The organism is Alteromonas confluentis (genome assembly GCF_001757105.1).
GTDB lineage: Bacteria > Pseudomonadota > Gammaproteobacteria > Enterobacterales > Alteromonadaceae > Alteromonas > Alteromonas confluentis.
Window position 1 is genome coordinate 1 of the sequence record NZ_MDHN01000016.1, and the last position, 26,642, is coordinate 26,642.

23 protein-coding genes and 1 tRNA gene are annotated in these 26,642 nt (G+C 48.1%); 9 read left to right on the forward strand and 15 right to left on the reverse strand.

The features are described from left to right. Window positions 1–1,033 precede the first annotated feature (1,033 nt). Entirely contained in the window at window positions 1,034–1,216 is a 183-nt protein-coding gene (tnpA, locus tag BFC18_RS22130; RefSeq protein ID WP_425388360.1) for an IS66 family insertion sequence element accessory protein TnpA, read from the reverse strand. Between tnpA and BFC18_RS21680 the strand changes: the two genes are divergently transcribed. Then, complete coding sequence (locus BFC18_RS21680; RefSeq protein WP_170826579.1) at window positions 1,210–1,386, forward strand: hypothetical protein; 177 nt, start codon at window positions 1,210–1,212, stop codon at window positions 1,384–1,386. The genes tnpA and BFC18_RS21680 overlap by 7 nt on opposite strands. Window positions 1,387–1,438: 52 nt before the next feature. Here the strand turns inward: BFC18_RS21680 and BFC18_RS08275 are convergent, their stop codons facing one another. Both BFC18_RS08275 and BFC18_RS08280 read right to left on the reverse strand, forming a co-directional pair. Further along, a complete protein-coding gene (locus BFC18_RS08275; RefSeq protein ID WP_070125099.1) occupies window positions 1,439–3,556 on the reverse strand; it encodes a TonB-dependent receptor in 2,118 nt (705 codons plus the stop codon). Between the two features lie 176 nt (window positions 3,557–3,732). Next, complete coding sequence (locus BFC18_RS08280; RefSeq protein WP_070125100.1) at window positions 3,733–4,803, reverse strand: PepSY-associated TM helix domain-containing protein; 1,071 nt, start codon at window positions 4,801–4,803, stop codon at window positions 3,733–3,735. Between the two features lie 142 nt (window positions 4,804–4,945). Here BFC18_RS08280 and BFC18_RS21610 point away from each other — a divergent pair, with 142 nt between their 5' ends. Then, window positions 4,946–5,218 carry a hypothetical protein gene (locus BFC18_RS21610; protein WP_139138973.1) on the forward strand — a complete coding sequence of 91 codons (273 nt, stop codon included), beginning with the start codon at window positions 4,946–4,948 and terminating at the stop codon, window positions 5,216–5,218. 48 nt (window positions 5,219–5,266) lie between these two features. Here the strand turns inward: BFC18_RS21610 and BFC18_RS08285 are convergent. From BFC18_RS08285 to mutY, 3 genes are all read right to left on the reverse strand, one after another. After that, window positions 5,267–5,342 (reverse strand) — tRNA-Phe (locus BFC18_RS08285). 170 nt (window positions 5,343–5,512) lie between these two features. After that, window positions 5,513–5,785, reverse strand: coding sequence for an oxidative damage protection protein (locus BFC18_RS08290; RefSeq protein WP_070125101.1), 273 nt, complete (start codon window positions 5,783–5,785; stop codon window positions 5,513–5,515). A 75-nt stretch (window positions 5,786–5,860) separates the two neighbouring features. Beyond that, a complete protein-coding gene (mutY, locus tag BFC18_RS08295) occupies window positions 5,861–6,901 on the reverse strand; it encodes an A/G-specific adenine glycosylase (protein ID WP_070125102.1) in 1,041 nt (346 codons plus the stop codon). A gap of 79 nt (window positions 6,902–6,980) precedes the next feature. On the opposite strand from mutY, the gene BFC18_RS08300 reads away from it, so the two are divergent. The 6 genes from BFC18_RS08300 (at window position 6,981) to arcA (ending at window position 13,762) form a co-directional block, all read left to right on the forward strand. Continuing rightward, window positions 6,981–7,676: an alpha/beta fold hydrolase gene (locus tag BFC18_RS08300; RefSeq protein ID WP_245680360.1), complete on the forward strand. Its 696-nt coding sequence runs from the start codon at window positions 6,981–6,983 to the stop codon at window positions 7,674–7,676. A 111-nt stretch (window positions 7,677–7,787) separates the two neighbouring features. After that, a complete protein-coding gene (trmB, locus tag BFC18_RS08305; protein WP_070125104.1) occupies window positions 7,788–8,507 on the forward strand; it encodes a tRNA (guanosine(46)-N7)-methyltransferase TrmB in 720 nt (239 codons plus the stop codon). A gap of 39 nt (window positions 8,508–8,546) precedes the next feature. Further along, entirely contained in the window at window positions 8,547–9,635 is a 1,089-nt protein-coding gene (locus tag BFC18_RS08310) for a methyltransferase (RefSeq protein WP_070125105.1), read from the forward strand. Between the two features lie 107 nt (window positions 9,636–9,742). Further along, the gene (gene glgA, locus BFC18_RS08315) at window positions 9,743–11,170 is read left to right on the forward strand and encodes a glycogen synthase GlgA (protein ID WP_070125106.1); all 1,428 of its coding nucleotides are present in this window, start codon (window positions 9,743–9,745) and stop codon (window positions 11,168–11,170) included. A gap of 90 nt (window positions 11,171–11,260) precedes the next feature. After that, window positions 11,261–12,922 carry a sensor histidine kinase gene (locus BFC18_RS08320; RefSeq protein WP_070125107.1) on the forward strand — a complete coding sequence of 554 codons (1,662 nt, stop codon included), beginning with the start codon at window positions 11,261–11,263 and terminating at the stop codon, window positions 12,920–12,922. A 132-nt stretch (window positions 12,923–13,054) separates the two neighbouring features. Continuing rightward, a complete protein-coding gene (gene arcA / locus BFC18_RS08325; RefSeq protein WP_070125108.1) occupies window positions 13,055–13,762 on the forward strand; it encodes a two-component system response regulator ArcA in 708 nt (235 codons plus the stop codon). Between the two features lie 87 nt (window positions 13,763–13,849). Here the strand turns inward: arcA and pmbA are convergent, their stop codons facing one another. Continuing rightward, complete coding sequence (pmbA, locus tag BFC18_RS08330) at window positions 13,850–15,181, reverse strand: metalloprotease PmbA (protein ID WP_070125109.1); 1,332 nt, start codon at window positions 15,179–15,181, stop codon at window positions 13,850–13,852. 71 nt (window positions 15,182–15,252) lie between these two features. On the opposite strand from pmbA, the gene yjgA reads away from it, so the two are divergent. Beyond that, window positions 15,253–15,804, forward strand: a complete 552-nt coding sequence (gene yjgA / locus BFC18_RS08335) for a ribosome biogenesis factor YjgA (protein ID WP_070125110.1) — start codon at window positions 15,253–15,255, stop codon at window positions 15,802–15,804. A 106-nt stretch (window positions 15,805–15,910) separates the two neighbouring features. On the opposite strand, the gene tldD is transcribed toward yjgA, so the two are convergent. From tldD to BFC18_RS08375, 8 genes are all read right to left on the reverse strand, one after another. Next, window positions 15,911–17,353 carry a metalloprotease TldD gene (gene tldD / locus BFC18_RS08340; RefSeq protein WP_070125111.1) on the reverse strand — a complete coding sequence of 481 codons (1,443 nt, stop codon included), beginning with the start codon at window positions 17,351–17,353 and terminating at the stop codon, window positions 15,911–15,913. Next, on the reverse strand, window positions 17,346–18,170 hold the full coding sequence (locus BFC18_RS08345) for a carbon-nitrogen hydrolase family protein (protein WP_070125112.1): 825 nt from the start codon (window positions 18,168–18,170) through the stop codon (window positions 17,346–17,348). Before BFC18_RS08345 ends, tldD begins: the two co-directional genes overlap by 8 nt. After that, the gene (locus tag BFC18_RS08350) at window positions 18,163–22,041 is read right to left on the reverse strand and encodes a YhdP family protein (protein ID WP_070125113.1); all 3,879 of its coding nucleotides are present in this window, start codon (window positions 22,039–22,041) and stop codon (window positions 18,163–18,165) included. The genes BFC18_RS08345 and BFC18_RS08350 overlap by 8 nt, the downstream gene beginning before the upstream one ends. A gap of 15 nt (window positions 22,042–22,056) precedes the next feature. Beyond that, window positions 22,057–23,523 (reverse strand): ribonuclease G, encoded by a 1,467-nt coding sequence (rng, locus tag BFC18_RS08355; RefSeq protein ID WP_070125114.1) that lies wholly within the window; start codon window positions 23,521–23,523, stop codon window positions 22,057–22,059. Next, complete coding sequence (locus tag BFC18_RS08360) at window positions 23,520–24,104, reverse strand: Maf family protein (RefSeq protein ID WP_070125115.1); 585 nt, start codon at window positions 24,102–24,104, stop codon at window positions 23,520–23,522. Before BFC18_RS08360 ends, rng begins: the two co-directional genes overlap by 4 nt. A gap of 9 nt (window positions 24,105–24,113) precedes the next feature. Continuing rightward, entirely contained in the window at window positions 24,114–24,593 is a 480-nt protein-coding gene (mreD, locus tag BFC18_RS08365) for a rod shape-determining protein MreD (RefSeq protein WP_070125116.1), read from the reverse strand. Beyond that, window positions 24,593–25,477 (reverse strand): rod shape-determining protein MreC, encoded by an 885-nt coding sequence (gene mreC, locus BFC18_RS08370; RefSeq protein ID WP_070125117.1) that lies wholly within the window; start codon window positions 25,475–25,477, stop codon window positions 24,593–24,595. The genes mreD and mreC overlap by 1 nt, the downstream gene beginning before the upstream one ends. A gap of 72 nt (window positions 25,478–25,549) precedes the next feature. Next, a complete protein-coding gene (locus BFC18_RS08375) occupies window positions 25,550–26,593 on the reverse strand; it encodes a rod shape-determining protein (RefSeq protein ID WP_070125118.1) in 1,044 nt (347 codons plus the stop codon). Window positions 26,594–26,642: the final 49 nt, after the last annotated feature.

Below are 26,642 nucleotides of genomic sequence, written 5' to 3' on the forward strand. Positions count from 1 at the left end.
CTGTAAAGACCCCATCTGACTTAATGCAGATGGTCAGTCCGGTTTTATCCTCCACACCATTACTGGCTTTCTCAGGCCGGACCTTACTCACTACTACGGCATCATCTGCCACCTCGCACCAACACCTGCCTTGAGTTTCCTCTCGTACAGATGCTTCTGGTTTATCACCAGAGACGGTGTCAGGCTTCCCCAGTTACTGCACTGGCTCCCTGTTAGAAATCCCACCCTCAAGCACAATACAGGACTGACCGAGTATCGGGCTTCACGCTATTTTGCACGCTTACCCTCCTGCATTGCCGAATCAGGTTCACTTTCGTTGTGTACTTCTAACTTCCTATGGCTTCCTTCAGACCCTGCCGTTGGCCAGCAACGCCCTTGCCATTCGGATTATCTTCCCCTCAGTCAGGGTGATTCAGGTTTCTTTCAACCTGACGGGTTTGCCAGCTTCGCTGGGCAAACAAAAAAGCCCTCGCATTTCTGCAAGGGCTTCAATGATGGTACCTCGACCCGGGATCGAACCAGGGACACGCGGATTTTCAATCCCTATCAGGTTTCATCGAACGATCCAAACTATTGATTTAATTGAACTTGAAAAAATCCTTATGTGACAAAATGCTGTGACAAATACAAAAAAATCGTCACACCTAAACTGGCGAGTGAAGTGCAAAATTTCTTGTTAAGAGGGGTGCTCTCACGTCGTCGCATTTTTATCAGGGTTAACGGCAGCCCTTAGTCAAACGTGTATATATAGGTTTTCTCCAGAAGCCTATGTGAGAGAAATAAAGAACAGCTTTGCCCCTATGGGAATATAAACAATGTATTTTTACGATAGGTCATGTTAACTGTAATTAACATGACCTATTTTCAGTTAATGCCTTATCACAGTTCTCGTGTAGGATCTTGTGGAAAAAGGAGTATATAGTCTAACACCATTATAAAAATGAACTTTCTCGGTGCAGAGCATTAAGGAAATTATCTTGTTACATCAGTTAAGGGCTGCTGCAGACAATGAAGCGGAAGTTCAATTGTATGGTTAAACAATTGGTTTTAGCTGTGGAAGATGCGAATAAGTCCTCCAATTGAGACCGCAGTATTTATAAAAGTTTGAAATGGGTAATTTATTTTCTCTGCAAAAGGCAACAATAAATAAGCCGCTCTTTTGTTGTTCCTCAATTAACTGTTTCCACTCATCTAACGTTTTTCGCTTCAATGACACCTCCGGACAAGATCAGCAAATATTTTCTGGTAACCGCATTTATTTCAGAAGGTGTGATTTACCGGACGCATACTGTTAATGGACACGAACCGTGGGCAAAAGGCGCAAATAAGCTGAAAGCGGGAGAGAATGGCGGCATTACGGTGAAATTCACCAACTATGAGGGTTGAAAGTGATGGCAAGGAAAAGACACCTCGCCTGCATTAGACGAGGTGGTATTAGTTAGAATGAGTAAGTCACACCAAGGGTTGCCGTGGTGCCTAACCCTTTAATATTGTAGCCACCATAGGTATACGACTGAGCGCGCGCAGGATAGTAGTCACTGTTAAACAGGTTCTCGACACCCATAAACGCATTCCAGTTTTCAGCGAACTGGTATTGTCCACTTAGGTTAACAATATTGTAGCTCGATATAGGTCCTTGATCGCCCACATAGTCGCCGTCAGCATTTGGCGAGAAGCGTTTACGGTCACCCACATACAGATAGCTAACTATTAGCGATAAAGTGTCTGATGGTTTCCAATTTACGTTTGCCGTTGCTTTGGGTGGGCTAATTTGGCGAGATCCAAGGTACACGTCAGCTTCGGTATTTTTCCCTTCAACGTAACTATATGTAGCTACCACGTTGAGCGTTTCAGAGATTCGATAGTCTACTAAGCCTTCATAACCCCAAATTTCCTGTGGTGCGCGTACAGGCTCATATACACCTGTCACCTCGTTGAAACTATTGGTCGTACCTAGTTCAGATGTACTTCTGTAAGCCGCAACTTCAAGGCGTACTTGGTCGAAAAGAGAAGTGAAGCCCACTTCGTAGTTATCGATGATAGAAGCTTCCGTTTGAATAAGACCAATATCATCTACCGTTGCAGCGCGCAGTAGGCGGCCAATGTCAGCGATGTCTGAACCCTGCGAGTAATTGAAGAACGGGCTAAAGCTGTCGCTCCAGTTGTACTTTATCGCAATGTTATAAGTAGTGGCGTCGTAATCTATGGTGTCACCCGTAACCTGAAGAGGAACAGAACATTGGGTTTCTGAGCGACACAGCTTCAATGTTTCGTAGTCATCAACCGATAAGTCGATGCTTTCCCTTCTCACACCAGCCTTTATGATAACGTCGTCGCTAATTACCCATTTCGTTTGTAAAAAGCCAGCTAAGCTGTCCATTTCCATTTCAGGAACCCACACGCGCCCATCAACCAGCGGCTGTGAGGTGGTGTCTTTCAGTGCGTCGATACCATAAATGAACGTAGCTTCAACACCATCAAAATCAACAGCAGTATTAAACATCGCGCGAGCGCCGCGCTTTTCAGAGCGAATGATAGACTGACCACCGTCGTAGCCTTCATCTGGATTAGCTAAGTTAGGTGAAAAGAAAAATACGTTCTCAATATCCTGTGTGTACACATCAAGCGTCATTTCGCTGTTTGCAAAGATATTGCTGTCTGTGTATTTCAGAGTAATGTTCTCATTACCGTCAGGCCCCTGTGGTTTCCCGCGTTTTTGCAGAGCTTCAGGTACGTGAATAGCGTAGGTTTTAACACCTTCGTTGATGTCTCCGGGAACATCCGCCAAGTCAGTTTTTTGTTGAGAGCTGAAGTAGTTGTAGCTGAACTGAAGACGTTTTTCTTGATCGAAATCGTAACCTAATTTGGTAAAGTAATTCTGTGTTTCAGCATCTGACAAACCGTACTGCAAACCTAGAATATCGCCTTCAGCATCGCGCTGAACGCCGTTTTCCTCGTAGCTGGCGGTTACAAGGTAATCAAAATTCTCCACCTTCCCGTTAATCGCAGCTGAAATACGTGCACCGGCTGACTCTTCAAGCTTCACTGCGCTAAAACGTGAGGACAAACTCACTTGGCCCTCATGCGTGTCTTGCGCCGTCGCTTGTTTAGTAATGTAGTTGATAATTCCGCCCGACGCTCCGTTACCATAAACAGACGTGGCACCCTTAATTACCTCAATTCTAGCAAGCGCGCTAGGGTCAATCGTCTTTACACCTAACGAGCCATTTCTAAGCGGCGTAGACTGGGGCACGCCGTCAATCATCACAAGCGGAGCTCGTCCGCGCAACGACTGGCCAGTATTGCTCGAACTACCCGTATCAGGAGCTAAGCCCGGTACCATCTGCGCTAACAAGCTTTGTAGTTCAGGGTTCACCTTCAGGTGATCTTCAATCTGTTTTCTGGAAATAACGGTGATCGACGCAGGTACTTCATCAATACTTTCGATAACACGACTTCCAGAAACAATAATGCGTTCCATATCGTTTGGGGCATCATTCGCCAGAGAAGGTGCACTAACAACTAGGGCAATAAGCGTAAGCGATGGTTTAAACATGAAAACTCTTTTTAGAAAATAGGTTTAGGAAAGGCGCGTTATACTAAAGATGCAAATTCACAATGTAAAGCAAATAAAAATCATTCTCATTACCCTGAATAATTTTAGTAGTGAGCTTAGATAATGAAATCTAGATTAGATGAATTTGAAGCCCGTCGCTCAGCCATAAAAGCGCGTCATTTGTAATGGCGTTTATACCAAAAATAAAACCCTGTAATTGTAAAAAACGCTGGAAGTAATGCGATAACTAACCAGATAAATTCAAGCAATGGGCCTGCGAAGTCGCCTATGTGAAATTTGTATTTGAAGTTCCACACCTGCGTCGCAACATTCGCTTTTGACGCATCGTAATAGCCCGTTACTTTCCCATTCAAAGGGTTAGCCCATACCCAACTATAGGCGTGGCTTTCACCTGGGTTTTGCATTCTAAATCCTAGGTGTTCACTCGGCTTTTTAGGGAAATAAATGCGAAATAATGACGCATTAGGAAAAACCTCCATGGCATTTTGGTAGGCGTCATCAATCGCCAATGGAGTGATATTCGTTTCGTAAGATAACGGCGCTGGAACTGGCCTAGTCTCGACCTTTGAAAAAGTAACAGCTTCCACCACCTGCTGCGTAGCGCCTTTCCATTTAAACGCCATACCGCTAAACGCGATAAGTATGAGCGGTATAGCTAAATAAACGCCCAGCACGGTATGGAGTTGATACATGAGAATTCGAAACTTGGCGCGGCGCATAATCGCAAGGCGTTTTAATCTATTTTTTGGTTTTACCCAAAGGTAAAAACCCACTATCACTTCAAGAAGTAGTACCAAGGCACTAACAGACACCCAGTTTCTAAGTGGCCTTTCGTTGTCACCATCTTGATACAACAGCCATCGATGAATAGCCATGGTGAACCCATAAAACGTGCTGTAATAATCGTATCTATGGAGTATTTCGGCAGAGTTAGGGTTTACGCTTATGTATTCGCTGTTGTTGAGCTTCGCTTGCCAAGCAAGTTCAGGGTCTGACTCGGGCATTAAGAGCTCGACCTTCTTACCCGTCTGGTTTTCTAACGAGTTCACAATACTGGAAAGCGGTAGCGGCGAGCCTTGAGGCTTTATGGTCCACTTTTCTGGCTGGACCAAGGTTTGGATATCCTTTGCATAAATGAGTAGCGCACCGGTGATACTGAGGCAAATAATAAATAACCCACACGCCAGCGCTAAAATAAGATGCAGTCGTCGTACCCAAAGTTTCAAAACAGCGCTCACATATTGCGAAATAAATGCGAATAGTAACGATTATCGAGAATAGTTCAATGAAAGTTAAACGCTAGAATCAGACTTACAATCGCATTAGGTCCCGAATTCAGATAATAAGTGCACCACTCATGGTTAATGGGTGACAGACGATCAACTGTTAAGTGGAAAAGAACATAGTTTCGGAATAGATATTACAAACAGCATTAATAACTACCTGGTTAATCCCGACAACGCAAAATTTACCAACAATGTATCTAGAGCTTTATGCAGTAAAAAAATTCTCAATCAAAAATGGATAAATGTCCGTAAATATGTTCACCCTAAATACAAAGCATTTTCTCTTAGCGAAAACTGGTTAGAAAGCTTGGAAGATATTTTTGGAACACCATTTAACAATCAATTATTAAGGTGAATTAACGAGAAAAGCCCCGACCATTTCTGATCAGGGCTTCTTAATAAGTGGTGCCTCGACCCGGGATCGAACCAGGGACACGCGGATTTTCAATCCGCTGCTCTACCAACTGAGCTATCGAGGCTGAAACTGTTTAGCGGGTGGCTTTTTGAAGCCTGTCCTGCTGTGGGTGCGTATTAAACGGATTTCCGTGCTTCAAGTCAACCGTTTTTCTTCATATTTTTTTCAACTGCGCATTAGTTGCGCAATTCCGAGAAAAAAACAGCAACCCGCGCGTTTTTCATCCGGTTTAGATTACTTTTTCGGGGGCACATAGCCTTCAATGGAAGGTTCTTTACCTTCAAATAAAAATGCTTCCATCTGCTCTTCGAGAAATTTTCTGTCGGTGGGCTCCATCATATTGAGCTTTTTCTCGTTGATCAGCATGGTTTGCTTCTTCTGCCACTCAGAAAATGCCTCTTTGGAGATATTGTCGAAGATGCGCTTACCCAGCTCGCCGGGGTAAAGCTGAAAATCCAGGCCGTCGGCTTCTTTGTTGAAGTGCTGGCAAAATACTTGTCTGCTCATAGTGTCTCCTTAAATCGGGTCTGAGCGCTGCGATGCCCGCGCCATTCACTAAACACAGGCAATAATGGGCATAGTCTAAAGGATTTGTTTTATCTGCGAGATAATTTTTTGCGTTGGTGCTGCAGTGCCTACTCCCAATGATTCGTCAATATTGAACCAGCGCTGATTGCTTTCATTTACCTGCAAGCCGCCAGGAGCATCAACAAACAACAGATAAGGCTGAATATCCAGGTGAAAATGACTGAAGGTATGACGAAAGCCTTCCAGCGCTTTATGGCCTGATATTTCAAAAGGCAGCGCCTTAATCGCATCATCTACCGGAAGTTCAGTTTCCAGAAAGCCGAATAGCCCGCCCCACAATCCGGTTGGTGGGCGCTGTTCCATTAATACAGTGCCGTTATAGAACACGGCTAGCATGGTAGTAGTGCGAACTGGCAACGTTTTCTTCGGTTTCTTTCCGGGGAATTCGGCTTGTCTTCCTTGCGCATAGGCCAGACAACCTGATTGCAGCGGACACTCATCACAACGAGGCTTCGAACGAGTGCAAACCATAGCGCCCAAATCCATCATCACCTGCGTGTAGTGATTACAACGCTCATTCGGCGTATTGGCTGTGGCATATTCCCACAGCTGATTTTCTACCGCTTTCTGTCCGGGCCAGCCCTCTACGGCGTAGTAACGTGCCAGTACGCGCTTTACATTGCCATCGAGAATAGGATGATTCTGCCCGCACGCAATAGAGAGAATCGCCCCTGCAGTAGAACGGCCTATGCCGGGTAGCGCCATCACTTCTTCAAACGTTTGCGGGAATTCACCGCCATATTCACTGGCGATTTGCTGTGCGGCTTTGTGCAGGTTTCGGGCACGGGCGTAATAACCAAGGCCGGTCCATAGATGCAGTACATCGTCCTGGGGAGCGTCGGCTAAATCCACCACGGTAGGAAATCGCGCCATAAAGCGCTCAAAGTACGGAATTACTGTGGTTACCTGAGTTTGCTGCAACATAATTTCAGACACCCACACCCGGTAAGCAGAAATATCCTGCTGCCAGGGCAATGTCTTGCGGCCGTGCTTATCGAACCAGTCGAGCACGAGGCGGGAAAATGGCTTTGTCATCGAATACTAAAATCGGTCGGTCTTGATGCGGTGTATGATAACATGCACAAGTCAATACCAAACCCAGTCAGGAGCTTTTGTGTCAAAGCCTACGTTGTTTCTTCCCGGTACTCTTTGTGACGAGCGCGTGTGGCTCCCAGTGTGGCGGCAACTCTCTATTTATCAGCGCCGTTACGTGCCGCTACAGTGGGCGAGCTCAAAAGAAGACATGCTGGCACTAACATCAGACCGGGTGCTCGACAACGAAAAAGTCCACCTAGTGGGTTTCTCGATGGGCGGTTATATGGCTGCAACCTGGGCTACGCAGAATCAAACTAAGGTGGCATCACTCACTATGATTGGCGCATCGCCCTATGGCCTTACCGCTGAAGAAGAAAAGCGTCGCGGCCAATTGGTGACTATGCTGAAAAAAGGCAGTTTTCAGCCAGATAAAGCCGCTTACGTTTCGCGCTTTGTGCACCCTTCGCACCAGAACACCCCAGACGTTGCTGGTGTAGTGCGAGAGATGGGTAAAGATTTAGGCGCGGCCACATTGCTTGCCCATACCAATGCAACTACTCCCAGACCAGCCATTATCGATAAACTTAAAACCTGTACTTTCCCGGTGAACATCATTGCCGCCGAAGATGATGAGTTGGTGCCGTTTTCTTCATTACAACAGGCCGCTGATGAAATCCCATCTTCTCATCTGATCACAGTAAAAGGTGCAGGACATATGTGCCTTTTAGAGCAACCAGACACGCTGGCGCAATCAATTCAGGCGATTTGCGGCTAACGCACCCCACTTCACACGGATTTGCAGTAAAATACAGCAGAGATTATTGCAATCAGCCGGGCAGTGGGCATAATGCCGCCCGGTTTCAACAGCTAAAAAAATGGGCGCAGCATGGGTCAATACAAAAATCAGGAAGAAGCAGAAGCGGCTGGCGTATACGTCAGCAAAGTTCGCAGCTTCGTAAAACGGGAAGGCAGATTAACGAACGGTCAGGCGAAAGCGCTTGAATCCTTCTGGCCAACCATGGGGGTAGATTTTCAGGAAAACTTACTCTCTTTTACTGAATTGTTTGGCAATGACAACCCGGTTGTGTTGGAAATTGGTTTCGGAATGGGCAAATCTCTGGTAGAAATGGCAGAGAACGACCCAAACACCAACTTTATTGGTATTGAAGTTCATCGCCCTGGCGTGGGCGCTTGTTTGTCTGAAGCTGGAGAACGCGGCCTGACAAACTTACGTGTCATGGAGTACGACGCGGTAGAAGTTTTCAAGAAAATGATTCCCGACGGCAGTCTTGCCCGGGTTCAACTCTACTTTCCTGATCCATGGCACAAAAAACGTCATCATAAACGTCGTATAGTACAGCCTGAATTTGTACAGATGGTACGTGAGAAGCTAGCTATTGGCGGTAAATTTCATATGGCAACCGACTGGGAACAATATGCAGAGCACATGGCTGAAGTCATGAATGCGGCCCCAGGGTATAAAAATACCGCCACCGACGGCGATTATGTGCCGCGCCCGGACTATCGTCCTATTACGAAATTTGAAGTACGTGGTCAGAAGCTGGGCCACGGCGTTTGGGACCTGATTTACCAGCGCACAAATTAATACAAAACAATAAATAAAATAAACGGAACCTAAAACAACATGTTGAGCCCGCAAAGCCAGTTATTAGAACGGAACCTTGAGCTTTTTGATACTGGAAACTGGTTATTCATTAATCCCAGCGATGCCTATTTCGCTGATTTACTCGACAATAAACCAGCCACCTTTTTGCATCAGTATTTCGATATTTTTGCAGAAAGCGTGCGGGTGATCCCATCCTGCGAATTCGACAGTCGCGATGTAAGCCAACGAGAACATGGGTTTTGTATTGAACAAAAAGCCAGTGGTCATATGCACTGGTTCTCACCGTTTATTCCTGCCGAAAAGACGTTTTCAGATATTCTGATATTTATGCCCAAGTCGAAGCCGCACACACAAATGCTGCTGGCAATGGCCCATAGCGCTTTATCTGAAGGTGGCAGAATTCACATTGTCGGTGAAAACAAAGGCGGCATAAAAAGCGTTGCCAAACTCACCGACAAAATTGGCCCTAACCAAAAAATCGACTCTGCCCGCCATTGCAGCTTGGTTACCGTAATGCCAGAAACCACAGGCCCGGCTTTTTCTCCGGCAGACTGGCTCACCGAATCAGAGTACGAAGTGGACGAACTTACCTGGGAAGTAGTGTCGTTACCGGGTGTGTTCAGCCACGGCGAGCTTGATGAAGGTACTCGCATGTTGCTGAAAAAAGGCTCTGACCGTTTACGTGGCAGGGTACTGGATTTCGCGTGCGGTGCGGGCGTCATTGGGGCTTATCTACTCAAGCGCTTCCCTCACCTCGATATGCAACTGCTGGATGTGAGCGCCCTGGCCATCTATTGCGCCGCGCGTACCTTAAACGCTAACCAGCAGTCTGCTTGTTTGTTGGCCGCAAACGGCCTGCATGGCATCGAGCGTAACTTTTCGCACATTGTTACTAATCCGCCTTTCCACACGGGCGTAAAAACCGATTACACCATTACCCGCAGATTTATTGAAGACAGTAAGCAGCGTCTTGCCTCTGGTGGCACTCTGCAAATGGTGGCAAATCGATTCTTGCCCTACCCTGGCTTGCTAGGCGATGTGTTCCCTCAAACGCACACCGTGGCGCAGGATACCCGCTTTTCCCTGTACATGAGCACAACAGGTTAGGCAGATTTAATTCTGTGTGATAACGTTTAGTTGAATATAACCGGTGTCACACTTACATAGCATGTGTACAAAACGCACCGTGGCTTTGGGTTGTTTGGAGACTTGCCGTGAATATTGTTTTCGCCATTTCGGAAGTAGAAGATTTAGTTAAAACAGGCGGTCTCGCCGACGTTGGAAAAGCACTGCCACTGGCGCTTAAGAAAGCTGGTGAACAGGTCAGCATCGTGATGCCGTATTACAAAGCCATTGCTGAGCAGTACAAGCTTGCTGACGCCTGCGCCCAGCAAACGCTGTTTACAGAAGGCAAGGTTTACCACTACAACATTAAGCAATTGTCCTGGAATGACATTGACGTTTATTTCATAGATTACCCTGAATACTTCGACCGTGAAGGCCTGTACACCAGCACTTATGAAGCTTACGCTGATAATTCCGAACGCTTCAGTTTCTTTTGCGGTGCGGCACTCAATGCTTTGCAAGCACTGAGTATTCAGCCCGATGTCATTCATTGCCACGACTGGCACACGGCAATGCTGCCATTCCTGCTTCACAATGATCATTCTGGTTTTTTCAACACCACTAAAACCGTTTTCACTATTCACAATGCGGCTTTTCAGGGCGTAACCAAGTTAGACGATATTCCTTACTTACGCCATCACCCTGCTATTGCCTCACAAGTGCATGGTGGCTATATCAATATGCTGCAGTCGGGTATCGAGTTCGCCACTAAAATTACTACGGTGAGCCCGAATTACGCCGAGGAACTGCTTACCGATTTAGGTTCGCACGGGCTACACGACCGGTTAGTTACCCGCCAGCAAGATTTAAGCGGCATTCTAAACGGATGTGATTATGGCCAGTGGAATCCGCAAGACGACGAATACCTTCCCAAAAATTACTCAGCCGACACCTTGCACGACAAGAAAATGTGTAAGCTGGCGCTACAGGAAATCAGTCATCTGCCGCTTAATGCAGACGTGCCGCTACTCGGCATGGTTTGCCGCCTGACAGACCAAAAAGGATTCGGCTACTTAGTACCTATTCTTCAGGAACTCATGCACCACAATGTGCAGCTCGTTATTGTAGGCACCGGCGATCCGAAGGTGTGTATGGATTTGGATGAATTTGCCCAAAACCATGCTTCCCAGTTTGCTTTCATCAATGGCTTTAGTGTTCATCATGCGCACCTGGTTGAAGCTGGCGCAGACTTTTTCCTGATGCCTTCTCAATTCGAGCCATGTGGACTGAATCAGATGTACAGTCTGGCTTATGGCACATTGCCTATTGTTCGTGCTGTGGGAGGCTTAAAAGATACGGTAGTCGACACGAATCAAGACAAAGACAATGCCACAGGTTTTGTGTTTAATGCGCCGAGCCCAGCGGCACTGCTAAGCTGTATCCGTCGCGCTTTATTATTCTATTATGAGCACCCGGTGAAGTTCCGTGAGATGCAAATTCGCGGCATGAATACCCGTTTCACTTGGGAAACGGCCGCGGAATCCTATCGCGCTCTTTATGCCTCAATGAGCCATTAGAAAAAGATAAATAATCATCCCGCTTTATTTTTGCGCCTCTTTCAGCCATATTTAGCGTAAGAGTGCGCAAATTATAATCATTCATAACAAATGTCACAGCCAACCGTGCAGCTATCGATAAGAAGCCTTTTTCTCTGGGTTGTGATGGCCATTGCCACCTTGTCACTCATCGTGTCTGCGGGGCTCACCAGTTACAACCAAATAAAACATTACCGCGAAACCTTGCGCAACGACGTGGTGATTTTCGCCGACCTGCTAGGCGCTATCTATGGCGATATGATAATTAGCGGTTTGAGTGACCACGAAGAAGAACAGCTTGATGGTCATCTTAGCAAGCTCGCAGCATCGCCCGATCTGATTAACCTTAGGATTTATGAACAAGATGAAGCTGGCGATCTTAATCCGCTTGCCAGTTATACCCGCGAGGGTGACTTTCCAGCAACGCCGAAACAAACTTCCATCGGCCAATATTTCGAGCCTGTGATGACTGCAGATGCCATCGAAATTGCCCGGGCGATTGAGAATCAACAAGGCAGAACGGCTGGCTACGTCTATATCAAATTTTCCACACAGCGCTTGAACCGGGAAATTGAACAAGCCATTTTTACCACGGTAGCCGTTATTATCGTGATCCTGGCGTTGTGTTTAATAGTTTCGCTGCGCATGCAGAAGCTGATCACCCAGCCTATAGAACGACTTGGTGACTTTCTCAGTAACACATCTCGCCAACGAGACTACAGCGCCCGGGCCGAACCCACCAATATTCGTGAAATTGCAGACCTTTCTGTATCGATTAATGTCATGCTGAGCCGGGTGCAGGAATATGTACAAAAACAACGGATGGCAGAAGAGCAACATCGTAAGCTAAATGCGAGTCTGGAAGACATGGTAAGTCAGCGTACTTTGGCCCTCAAAGAGGCAAACCGCGAACTTATCCAGACGCTGGAAAAATTACACCAGTTTCAACGCCAAATTGTGCAGAACGAAAAGATGGCATCGTTGGGCGATATGGTTGCCGGGGTGGCCCACGAAGTTAACACGCCAATAGGTCTTGGGGTAACTGCATCAACCATGATGTTGGACCGATTAGCAATAATTCAAAAAGAATTCGAGAGTAAAACATTAAAAGCCAGTACAATGGCTCGGTTTCTGACCGAAAGTCAGGAAAATCTGAATATTATTTACCGTAACCTGAATCGCGCAGCCGAGCTGATTTCCAGTTTTAAACAGGTGGCTGTAGATCAATCATCAGAAAATGACCGTATTTTTTGCTTTTCCCAACTGGTCAATGAGATACTTTTATCTCTGCGGCCCCGGCTAAAGCAAGTCGAGCATGATATCCGGGTAGATTGCGATCCTGCACTGGTTATTAAAACCAAAGCAGGGCCAATCAACCAAATCCTGATCAATCTAATCATGAATTCAGTTATTCATGGTTTTGAAGACATGGATCACGGCGAAATAAACATCATTGCAGAAATGATGACGCCGACAAAAATGAAACTAATTTACAAAGATAACGGAAAAGGGATCTCCAACGACATCCGCAAACGTATCTTTGACCCGTTTGTTACAACAAAACGAGGGCAAGGTGGCTCCGGTCTGGGAATGCATCTGGTGTATAACCTGGTGACTCAGGCATTAAACGGCACCATCACAATTACCAGTGAAGAAGGCAACGGCGTGGAATTTCTTATCATTTTCCCTGTCGAAAGCTCTGAAAGTGGAAAATTACCGTTAAAAGGTGAATAAGCCCTTGTAATTTTTGTACGAAAACTTATACCGTAGACAAGTTGTCCGATAAGTACTTTTAAAACAGGCTATCGGATATTAGAATTTGTCAGAAGAAGCAGCTTAATCGATTGTAGAAGAGTGTAAAACACCATGCATACGCCAAATATTTTAATTGTTGAAGATGAAGTGGTAACCCGTACCACGCTGAAAAGCTTATTTGAAGCTGAAGGCTACAATGTGTTTGAGGCCGAAAATGGCGATCAAATGCATGACTTTTTTGAAAACCACTCTATCAATCTGGTTATTATGGACATTAACCTGCCAGGTAAGAATGGTCTGATCCTGGCGCGTGAAGTTCGCGACCGCAAAAATGTCGGCCTTATCTTCCTGACTGGTCGTGACAACGATGTAGACCGTATTTTAGGTCTGGAAATCGGTGCCGATGACTACCTGACGAAGCCATTTAACCCACGTGAGTTAACGATTCGTGCTCGTAACCTGCTTGCACGTACCACTAACTCTGCTGAAGACGACGACTTACCAAGCCGCGTTAGCTTCAATGGTTGGACGCTGGATGGCGATAGCCGCTCACTGATCTCACCAAGCGGTACAGAATTCCGTCTGCCACGCTCCGAGTTCCGTGCATTGCACCTGTTCCTGAGCAACCCAGGCAAAATCCTTACCCGTGAACAACTGATCATGGAAATGACTGGCCGTGAACTGCGCCCGAATGACCGTACGGTAGACGTAACCATTCGTCGTATTCGTAAGCACTTCGAGTCTGAGCCAAGCGAAGAAGAATTGATCGTAACCATCCACGGTGAAGGTTACCGTTTCTGTGGTTCAGTAGACCAATAAGCACGCTGCTTATCTACTGATAACCACAAGCAAAAAACGCAGCTTTAACGCTGCGTTTTTTTATGCCTGAAATTTACGAGTGCGGACTTAACTCCCCGCCACTCGCATTTCACCAATCAATACAGAACCGGTTTGTACACCGCCGCGTAACTCGCGCTCAGCGCCGATGGCAGCAATGTTCATGAACATGTCTTTCAAGTTACCGGCAATGGTCACTTCGGCTACCGGATACTGGATAATACCGTTTTCGACCCAGAAACCTGCTGCGCCACGGGAGTAGTCGCCGGTTACGGTGTTTACACCCTGCCCCATTAGCTCGGTCACCAATAATCCTGTGCCCATTTCTTTGAGCATTTCGGCATCAGACTGACCGGTTGTACCGATTATCCAGTTATGAATACCGCCAGCATGGCCGTTAGACTTCACGTCCAGCTTGCGAGCAGAATAAGTGGTGTACAGGTAGTGTGACAATAAACCATTTTCCACAATGGTCATGTCTTTAGTAGCGACACCTTCAGAGTCGAAGCTGGAGCTGGCCAGACCGCCTTTCAGGAACGGCTTTTCTTCAATATTCAGCCATTCGGGAAACACCTGCTCACCCAGTTTGTCGAGCAGGAACGATGAACGACGATACAAACTACCACCGCTGATAGCACTCACGTAGTGACCAAACAAAGAGCTAGCGACATCGCGGTGCAGCATCACAGGCACTTTACCCGTAGGCAGCTTACGCGCCCCCAAACGGGCTACAGTGGCTTCGGCAGCCTCACGGCCAACCTCTGCTGCAGATTTCAATAAATGGGCCTGACGGCTCACTGTGTACGCGTAATCGCGTTGCATGTCGCCGTCTTGTGCTCCAATCATCATGCAGCTTAGGCTATAGCGGCTGCTCGGGTAGCCAGCGTTGATTCCATGGGTATTACCATAAACCCGCATACCCAGATTAGCGTTGTAAGAAGCACCATCAGAATTGGTAATGCGCTCATCGTACTCAAGCGCGGCCTTTTCGGCTTCAATGGCAAGCTCGATACCTTTTTGCGGGTCTAACTCGATAGGATGATACAGTTCCAGATCCGGAAATTCGGTGGCGATTAAGTCTTCATCAGCCAGGCCGGTGCACGGGTCTTCGCTGGTGTAACGGGCAATATCCACCGCTTTTTCTACTGTCAGAGCCAGTGCTTCTTTACTCAGATCAGCGGTTGAGGCGCTACCTTTGTGCTTACCCACGTAAACACTGATACCCAGTCCACCGTCATTGTTAAATTCAACATTCTCCACATCGCCCATGCGGGAAGACACAGAAATGCCCTGCACTTTCGACATACTGGCCTCGGCCTGCGTGGCGCCTTTACTCAGAGCCATGTTCAGCACGTCGTCGACAACGCCCTGGATTTCCGCAATTTGCTTTTCTATTTGCATAGTGAGTTTCGCTATTTCCGTCTGTATGTCACAATACTCGAATACTGCAGTGTAACATTTATGAGTGCCAAATGAGCGATAACAAGCATCATTCTGACGAAGAAAACTATTTTGACGATGGTCAGCCTGAAGACGGCTCCGAAATTGTCAGTAAATCTGAACTGAAACGCCAGTCTGAAGAGCTTCAGAAGCTAGGCGAAGACTTGGTGAATCTGTCTGCCGCCCACCTGGCGACCATTCCAATGGATGAAGAGTTGGAAGATTCGGTCATGCTGGCGCGGAATATCAACCGCAAGAAAGATGGCTTCCGCCGACAGCTTCAGTTTATCGGTAAATTAATGCGTAGCCGTGATGTGTCAGACATCGAAGCAGCCATGGCCCGGTTAACCCACCAGCACCAGGCGCAGAATGCGGCCTTCCACGCGCTGGAAAAAGCCCGTGAAGACGTTATCAATCATGGTGATGACGGTATTCAGCGCTTAATGGAAGAATATCCGCAGCTCGATCGCCAAAAGCTACGCCAGTTCCACCGCCAGATTAAAAAAGAGCGTGAAAAGAACGGGCCTCCAAAAGCATTCCGCGAACTGTTTCAATATCTGAAAGAAATGATTCACGAAGAGTAGGCGCTTTAGTTAAAGTGCTGTTCTAACAATTCGGTACTAAAAACCCGTACAAACAAAAACGGCGCGATAGCAATATCGCGCCGTTTGTTTATCTGTTAACAGGTACTTACGCTGTACCGCCCACGGTGAGTTCATCTACCTTAAGTGTTGGCTGACCAACCCCTACTGGTACTGACTGGCCGTCTTTACCGCATACGCCTACGCCGCGATCGAGTGCTACGTCGTTACCAATCATGGAAATCTTTTGCATAACTTCCGGGCCGTTGCCAATCAGCGTGGCGCCTTTTACCGGTGCAGTGATTTTGCCGTTCTCAATGAGGTAAGCTTCCGCGCTGGAGAACACGAACTTTCCCGAGGTGATGTCTACCTGACCACCGGCGAAGTTAGGCGCATAAATGCCTTTATCGATTGTTGCGATAATTTCCTGTGGATCATACTGGCCACCCAACATATAGGTATTGGTCATGCGGGGCATAGGCAAGTGTGCGAAGGATTCACGGCGACCGTTACCCGTTGGCGCAACACCCATCAAGCGTGCATTCATTTTGTCCTGCATGTAGCCTTTGAGGATGCCATCTTCAATCAATACATTGTGCTGCGTCGGCGTGCCTTCGTCGTCTACCGACAGAGAACCACGGCGGTCGGCCATGGTGCCATCGTCCACCACTGTAACCCCTTTTGCTGCCACGCGCTCACCGATGCGACCACTGAAGGTAGACGCACCTTTGCGGTTAAAATCACCTTCTAAACCGTGGCCAACCGCTTCATGCAGCAGTACGCCAGGCCAGCCGTTACCCAGCACTACCGGCATGGTACCGGCAGGCGAAGCTACGGCTTCCATGTTAACCCGAGCCATGTGAAGGGCTTCGTCAGCCAGCATTTCAAAGTAGGGTCGGCCGTCTTTGTCTGATTTGAAGAAGTCATAGGAATGACGACCACCGGCTCCGGCACTGCCGCGCTCACGACGATCGCCTTTTTCCATCAACACTGAGCAGTTCAGGCGCACCAGCGGGCGAATATCTGTCGCCAGCGTGCCGTCTGTGGCAGCTACCAGAATTTCTTCGTATACGCCGCTTAAGCTCACTACTACCTGATTGATGCCTGGCTCTTTCTCACGAATATAGGCATCTACGGCTTTCAGCAGAGAAATCTTGTCGGCGTCTTGCATGGCTAGCAGCGGGTTATCGTCTTTATAACGACTGCTGTACTTGGCACTTTCCAGCGACTTCACCTGATGCTTGCCACCCGTTGGCGCAATGGTGCGCGCGGCCCGGCAGGCATCCAGCAAAGCGTTTTCGTTGATGTCGTCTGAGTAGGCAAAACCGGTTTTTTCACCGCTGATTGCCCGCACGCCAACACCACGTTCAATGTTGTAACTGCCATCCTTGATAATACCGTCTTCCAGCACCCAGCTTTCATGCTGACTGGACTGGAAATACAAATCGGCATAGTCGTTGTCGTGGTGATAAATTTCACCTAATGCTTTTTCCAGCGACGACAGGTCGAGGCCTGAATCAGTAAGCAAATGGGTTTTTACGTTATTAAACAAGTTGGCTCCTGAATCGGTTATGTTGGCTGACAGGCATGTTTGTCTTCAGCTTCTTCCGATCGTTAATATCTATTTCAGCGCAGACGATACCGGTATCAGTGGCGTTTTCTGCCATGATCTCACCCCATGGCGAGATAATCATACTGTGACCGTAAGTTTCCCGGTTGTTCGCGTGTATGCCGGTTTGTCCGGCTCCGACGACAAAACATTGCTTTTCAATGGCGCGACTGCGTAAAAGCACTTCCCAGTGGGCTTCACCCGTACGTTGAGTAAAGGCTGCCGGTAATACCAGAATATCGATGTCGCCCATAGCGGTAAACAAACCAGAGAAGCGCACATCATAACATACTGCCATACCGATACGCCCTATCGGCGTATCGACCACCACCACCTTTCCACCGTGGCGGGTGTATTTCGATTCCAGATAACTGCCGGTGTTGTCGTTTACGGCCACATCGAAGAGATGTATTTTCTGGTATTCCGCCATTAACTCACCTTCCGGTGAATACAACAAGCTGGACGCAGTGAATTTATTTTCATCGTCAGTTTTAAGCGGGATGGTGCCTGCCACCAGATAGCATCGATACTGCTTTGCCATGCGACTCAGTTCATCTTGCATGTATCCAGCGCCTTTCGATTCTGCGATAGCAAGCTGCTCGCCGTCCCGAGAACCAAAGCGGGCAAAACATTCAGGCAGCACCACAAGGCTGGTTACCTTGGCTGGGTCGGGCAACGATTTTAGTTGCGACTCAACAAACCGTAGATTCTGGTCTACATGGGGCGTAGACGTCATTTGAATTGCCACTACGTTAACCATCGTCTACCTCCAGTTTGATGCGTTGCATATCTTGCTCTGTGAGCGGATCGTCGGGAGATGTTGCTGGTGTGGTTTTAGCCGGTAACGAGACCTCTTTGCTATCACGACCGACTTCCTCAAACACCGGTTCGCTCAGACTCCCGGTTACGCGATAATTCACGTTTGAAATCACCTTAGCAGACGTGAGCACCTGATCAAGGGCCAGTGCCGCCAAGGCCGTTTGTGGCGTTGCAAGGAAATATACCAGCACAGGCAGGTTGCCCGTCACATTGGGCGTGAACTCCACATTGTAATTCAGTTGGTTATTAACTAAATCGGTGTAACCATTAATATTGATCTCACCGGCACCGCCATCAATTCGGGTATCGTCGGTATAAGCTTTACCGTCAGCGATAGACAGCGTGCCGCTCATATCATCGTAGAAAAACCCTTTGGCAAATACATCCCGGAAATCCAGGCTGAGTTTGCGCACCAGTGAGTTCAGGCTAAACAGCGTGAAAATCCGTGAACCTTTATCGCTCACGTCGCTGAGATAGCCGTCAGACAACGACCAGTCCATGTTTCCGATAAGGCTTTGTGCCGAGAAATCCATAGGCGACTTCGCCCAGCCTAAATCGAATTTCAGATCGGCTCCCGAATCTTTAATGCCGCTGTCGACACCCCAGCTTTTCAACATCATGCCCACATCGTCGCTGGTAAACGTACCGTTCAGGGCTGAACGATTGGTGGCTTCGGTGAAAATCCATTTGCCTTTGGCGTTAAATTTACCGTGCTTGCTGATTGCGCTGAACTGGCGAATATCCAGACCGTCATCGGCCCGGGCCACATCCAGCGTTACCTCTCCCAGATCTTTTTCCAGCAGGGAGCACTGATTACAGTGAAAATAAATAGGTGGCAGAGTGGACGCATCCCAGTCTTTAGCGACACTTTCGTCGTCTTCACTGGCTGCTACCCAGTTATCGAGCTGCAGATAGTCGGCCTCTATCACGATACCTCGTGCCAGCCAATCATCAAACAGGTTCACCGTACCCCGCGCTTCCGTGGTGTTGATGTCTACCACCCAGTTGTTATTTTGCTGCTTGGTTGTGATTTGTGCCTGATGCAAGCTCTGCCCTGCCAGCTTCACGGTATTGGCATTCAGGAAAATGCGCTCTGGTACGGAAAATAACGGCTTCGCGGTAGTTTCAGTGCGGCTACTGTCGCCGAAACCACTGATCAACATATCCACCGTATTGTGCCATTCATTTATATCGACTTCGTCCATATTGGCCGAAATACTAAAGCCGATGCCCATACCGACAAAATCGCTTTTACCCAGCGCCAGATGCGCCCGTGAGAACTGCATTTGCTCGTACGGCAATACACCTTCAAAGCGCACATCGTCACCTAAACTCGCCTGCACCGTGGATGCCTGCTCGTTGCCTTCGCTTACCACATTAAACAGCAGTTCATCGGTATCGGCTTTAGCGAACGGCGCAGGTAGCAAAGAGTGCAGTCCTACCAGCGGCGTGGTGATATTCGCTTTATAATTGAAGCCTTCTGGTAACAGGCGCAAATTCAGCACCGCTTGCCAATGGGCATTACCAGAAAGTGATTGATTAAATTTTGGATTAAATTCTGCCAGTAACGGCGCAACTTCCCAGTCGCCGTTCATTGAAAGGTCGACAACGTAATCTTGTTCGTCCTTATCGCCAGTAAACGTTAGCTTTACCGGCTGCCCCAGAAGCTGGGCATTCAGATTATCGAAGGTCACTCTTTCATTCACAAACGACACCTGGCCTTTTGCGTCACCAAAATCCATCTTGGTACTGGCAATATGAACGTCGTTTCCTGGCAAGGTCACCGTACCGGATGCCACCACATCAGGACTGCTGAATGGAATATCGAGATGCAGACTGGCCGACAGCGCACCATCAATCAGTATGTCTTTATCTAGCAGTCGGCCGAGTGATTCAGACAAACTACTGTCTAGCATGAGTGCTGTAACGGCTTTTGAATCCGCCTCCCCGAAGGCATCTATAATGACTTTTGAATTGCTCTTTAGCGCCGGGATTTCTGCTCGTAACTGGCTCACTTTCACGTCGCCAAGCAGGGCATCCGGGCCAGACATCAACAATTTTTCATTTTCGAAGAGTAAGGTGAGATCGAGATGCTCTAGGGGCTGCCATTTGTCTGAGAACCGGAACGTGCTATCGGTAATACGCACATTGGCCTGAAACACGCCCTCGTTGTTTTCAAATGGAAAGTCGGCAGGCTTGCCTTGCCACACGATGCTAGCGGCCTCAATGGTACCAGGCCCTTCAAATGCACGATTAAGAAATGCGGTGGTATTTTTACCCATGATTGGGCCGGGCAATAACAATTGAATGTCTTGTAGCGGACGTTTCTGCACATCTAAACGCGCTGCCAACTCGCCATTTTTCGTATCGAAGCGGAATGAAGGGATTGCCGTGAGCTTAGCAGATTCAAGCATCATGCGGTCACTGTGTACAACCCAGTGCTTTTCTTCATTAACGTCTTGCTGATAAATATACACGCGTCCACGCAGCGCATCGATATCTACGGACTCTGGTAATAGGTTGTCGATATCCAGTTTGGCCTCGTTCGCAGACAGCATGATGACGCCTTGCTTCTTGTGCCAATAGATGTCGAGATCCAGGCTCGACATGCCCGGCGTTTTATTGTCTTGCTGCCAGCTCACACCCAGTAGTTTAGCTGCAACGTCTACACCCCTCGGCCTGATATTCAGCTGCAACGTGGCCAACTGACCTTCCGGTTTCAAATCACGAATATTGTCATCGGCGGTGTCATCGGTGAACAAGGGAAGCAGCACCAGGAAAGGATTCACCGGCGCAGGTTTCACCGTATTCACCAGTACCTCGCCCTGAGGCGATACTGTGCCCACTAAATCGGTAACCAGACTTTGGTCATTCGAATCGAAAATCAGCTGATCTACGCGGAAGTGCCAACGATTGTTGTACGGTTGCGCCTGAATACTGCCACCACGAATACCGGTGTTAAATACCACATCGTCATCGCCGCCCCAGGCCAACTTACTTTCATGAAATTCAGTATAAAAAGCACTGAACTGACTTTCTTTTACCTCAGCCCACACTTCGAAGTTTGCACGACTTTCTTTAAGTGGGCGGCGGGTTGCTAATAACCCTTTCACCCAAGGTGAAATATCCAGCTCTTCCGCTTTGGCGTACATCACCCCGTCTAGCGAATCTGCCGAACCATTTAAGTCGATGATAAACGAGGCTGAATTGGCGGTAAGTTCCTGCACCCGCACTTCGCCAGTGCCTTGGTGGTGCTGCTCTTCGTTTATCCAGCTTAAAGATTCAAGTTGCAGTATTTCGCGCTCACCATTTCTAACAATGGCAACCTCACCATCGGTAAGTGAGAAGCGCTGGAGTTGCTCGAGAAACAACCGCTTTAATGCATCAACAACGGGAAAGTCGCTTTCACCTGCACTGTCCATCCTATCTGCATCGATTTCCAGGCTTAAATCATCAAGGGTGAAAACATTGGAAGACAGCATGCGTAGCCGCAGGCTTTCCCAGAAATCAATTTCCATGTGCACATGTTTGATTTCCAGTTCAACAGGAGACGATTCGTTATTGGCCAGCACCACGTCGTTAAGCACAATACTGGGGCCGCGCTTTTCCCAGTCGGCTTTTACGCTGCCGATTTTAAGTTCGACACCGTATTTTTCGTTAACGAAGTCTTCGAGGATATATTTTTTGTGGTCGATGTGAGGCAATGCGTAGCGCATCACGCTAAGCACTACGGCAAAGAGAACAAGTAATACTGCCAGTGACAGCCAAAGCTTCTTAATTGCCCAGGCTGCTACAGTTCTTGCTTTTGACACCTGTTTCGGTCCGCCTTACATCATCACAACATCGTATTTGTCCTGATTATACAGCGGTTCTGTCTGCACTTTAATCTGCTTAGACACGAACACTTCCAGCTCAGCCAGAACATGGGATTCCTCACCCAGCAGCGCATCAGCTACATTTGGCGAGGCATAAATAACAAATTTGTCAGCGTCGTAGGCGCGGTTAACCCTCACCACCTCACGCATAATTTCAAAGCAGATGGTTTCGATGGTTTTCACCGACCCCCGCCCTTTACACACCGGGCATACACCACATAAAGTATGTTCCAGGCTTTCCCTTGTACGCTTTCGGGTCATTTCAATTAAACCCAGAGCAGTAAAGCCGTGAATATTGATTTTCGCCCGGTCTTTTACGGTGGCCGTTTCCAGACTATTTAAGACCCGTCTTTTGTGATCTGGTTCCGACATATCGATAAAGTCGATAAGGATCATGCCACCCAAATTCCGTAGTCGAAGCTGGCGGGCAATAGCCAGTGTCGCTTCGATATTCGTATTGAAGATGGTTTCTTCCAGGTTACGGTGACCAACAAACGCGCCGGTATTAATATCGATGGTGGTCATGGCTTCGGTTTGATCGATAATCAAATAGCCACCCGATTTAAGATCGACCCGGCGTTCCAGCGCTCTTTGCACTTCGTTTTCTACATCGTACAAATCGAAAATGGGGCGCTCGCCACGGTAGTATTCCAGTTTGCTCTGTAGTTCAGGCACATATTCGCTGGTGAAGTCTTTCAGTTCCTGAAACGACAAATTAGAATCGATACGAATGCGGTCTAGCTCGGTACCAACAAAATCACGAAGTACGCGGCGGGCCAAGGGCAAATCTTCATACATGATGTGCTGTTTCTTACGCCCCATGCGCTGCTTTATCTTGTTCCACAACCGGCGTAAAAATGCCGCATCAGAAGATAACTCAGCCTGAGATACGCCTTCGGCAGCGGTACGAAGAATGAATCCGCCTTCGTCGTCGCAGTACTCCTGCACCAGATTTTTCAATCGCTCGCGCTCGGATTCATCTTCAATTCGCTGACTCACGCCCACGTGGGTAACACTGGGCATGAAAACCAAATAGCGGGAGGGAATGGTGATGTCGGTGGTTAATCTGGCACCTTTTGTGCCGATTGGGTCTTTCACCACCTGAACAATGATATCCTGACCATCACGCACCAACTCGCGAATATCTTTTTTCTGTACCTGACTGCTGGCCACTTCATCGGCCACCTCGTTATGAGCAACAATGTCAGATGCATGAAGAAATGCAGCTTTATCCAGGCCAATATCCACAAACGCCGCTTGCATGCCCGGTAACACCCGACTTACCTTTCCGCGATAAATATTGCCCACGATGCCTTTCTTCGTGTGACGCTCTACGTGGATCTCCTGAAGGATCCCGTTCTCAATCAGTGCCACCCTCGACTCAGAGGGTGTCACGTTAATCAGCAGTTCTGCACTCACTTTGAAATTCCAAATTCTTTAAGCAAACAACGGGTTTCATACAACGGCAGACCAATTACCGAACTCACACTTCCACTAACGGATTTTACAAACTGGCCGCCAATGCCCTGAATGGCATAACTGCCTGCTTTATCAGCAGGTTCACCGGTATCCCAGTATGCGGCAATATCGTCGTCGGATACAGGGGCGAATTGCACCTTGGTGCAAATGCACTGGGTTTTACTTCCCTGATCATCTTTTACACTAATGGCAGTAAGCACTTCGTGTTCGTTATCGGAAAGAGAGCGAAGCATAGTGAAACAATCTTCACGGTCGGCAGGTTTCCCCAACGGCTTGCCGTTAAAAGCAATAAGCGTGTCTGAGGCAAGCACAACCATGTCCGTCTCACCCGCTGCCGAAAGACGCTGCCAGGCGGTGGCCGCTTTTTGCTCAGCAAGGCGCATTACCATGGCCTCGGGAGACTCATCGGCAAGTGGCGATTCGTCGATATCTACGGGAAACTGGCGATGACTAAGCCCCATTTGGTCTAGAAGGGCCGTACGGCGGGGCGATGCTGATGCCAGAATGAGTGAAATCGACATAAGCGCCCCTTAATTGATGCTAAATTGTCTGCGTGCTTTACGAAGGAGCCAGAAAATCCACGGCCACAGCAGCATAGAGCTGACAACCGGCCACAAATAACTGAGCTGGAATGGAATACCGGTGAGAAGATGCTGCACCCAAAACAATACAACATGGTAGAGCGCACTGATTACACCGATAATGATAGCCTGTTGCCAGACCGAATAATTACGCAAACGCTGGTAGTTTGCGGTTAATGTATATACCGACAAACTAAGCGCGATGGAGTGAATCCCCAGCGCGGTCCCCAGCAGAATATCCATGGCGATGCCGGTCATAAATGCCACACCCACATTCACCCTATGTGGCAATGCCATCGTCCAGTAAGACAGCACGATGAGCACCCAGTCAGGGCGATAGATATCGACCTGAATGGGCAGCGGAATAATTTGTAATACCAGGGCAATCAGAATACTGATGATAACAGAGTAATGACGAACTTTGAGCATCAATTGGCGTCCTCTACTGATGCTTCGTCTTCAGTAACTGCATCGATTTCCTGCGGATCATCGGTCCCTTCCGGCCATAGCAACAACAAATATCTCAGCCTGTCGAGACGCGCCACTGGCTTCGCCACAACAATAGCAAAGGGGCGGCTTTCGTCTCTGGTGACTTTAGATACCTGTGCGACCGGATATCCTTCCGGGAACACGTGACCCAGGCCAGATGTTACCAGCATGTCGCCCACTTCCACATCGACGCTGTGTGGCACGTGCTCAAGCAACAACTCATCCAGCGAGCCAGTGCCACTGGCAATAAAACGAATATTATTACGCACAGAGCGTACCGGTACCGCATGCGTTACGTCGGTAATAAGAATGACACGGCTGTTCGTGGTACCCACTTCCGATACTTGCCCGACAATCCCGCGATCGTCCAACACCGATTGCGACAGATACACGTCGTCCAGCGCACCTTTATTCAGCACAATTTGCTGGCTGAACGGGCTGGTTTCCACTGCCATCAGCTCTGACACTTTTTTTCGCATGCCAGGTTTAGAAGGAGTATCGAGTAATGCGCGAAGCTGGTCATTTTCGGCTTGCAGTACATCGAATCTTTGCATGCGCTCACTCATCAGCAACACCTGATTGGTCAGGCGCTGATTTTCATCAACCAGATCCTCATGGGAGGTAAGGCGCTGAGCACTCACATTCAGCAACACGGAAGGCAGGTTAGCCAAATACTGAAGTGGACTCATAAGAGAATTCATATACACGCGCGAAGATTGGAACATATCGAAACGGGTGTCAGCGATAATCAGCGCCACAGACATCACCAGAGCCAGTATCAGCCTGATATTGAGTGACGGACCGCGTGTAAAAATAGTATCCATAAATAGGGTACGTACAACGAGATAAAGGCTATAAAAACAAAGGCTACCTTACGGTAGCCTGATTATTTGATATTATTCGTAGCTGAACAGGTCGCCGCCGTGAATATCAATCATGTCGAAGGCTTTACCACCACCGCGGGCCACACAGGTTAGCGGGTCTTCGGCCACAACTACCGGAATACCAGTTTCTTCCATTAGCAGTCGGTCGAGATCTTTCAATAACGCACCACCACCGGTAAGAACCATACCACGCTCAGAAATGTCTGATGCAAGCTCTGGCGGAGACTGCTCCAGGGCGACCATTACCGCAGACACGATACCGGTTAACGGTTCCTGCAATGCTTCAAGGATTTCATTAGAGTTTAGTACAAAACCGCGCGGTACGCCTTCAGCCAGATTACGACCACGCACTTCAATCTCGCGGACCTCATCACCAGGGTAAGCCGCACCAATTTCGTGCTTGATACGCTCTGCGGTTGCTTCACCAATCAGTGAACCAAAATTACGGCGAACATAGTTAATGATCGCTTCATCAAACTTATCACCACCGATGCGAACTGAAGAGGAATACACCACACCGTTCAAAGAGATAATCGCAACTTCAGTGGTACCACCACCGATATCGACCACCATTGAACCGGTCGCTTCAGATACCGGTAAGCCGGCACCGATGGCCGCTGCCATTGGCTCGTCAATCAAATACACCTCACGGGCACCTGCGCCAAGGGCAGATTCTTTGATTGCACGGCGTTCAACCTGAGTCGAACCACAAGGCACACAAACCAGCACACGCGGGCTTGGGCGTAAGAAATTGTTGTCATGCACTTGCTTAATGAAGTGCTGAAGCATCTTTTCTGTTACGTAGAAGTCGGCTATTACACCGTCTTTCATTGGGCGAATTGCACGGATATTACCAGGTGTACGACCCAACATGCGCTTGGCCTCAGAGCCAACTGCGGCAACACTTTTGGGTCCCGATGCGCGCTCTTGACGGATTGCCACAACAGACGGTTCGTTAAGTACAATGCCCTGATCTTTTACGTAAATGAGCGTATTAGCCGTTCCGAGGTCGATGGACAAATCGTTGGAAAACATGCCTCGAAGCTTTTTAAACATGAAATGCCAGTTCCTGTTATTGCGCCTGCATACCTCTTGTTCGGGCATG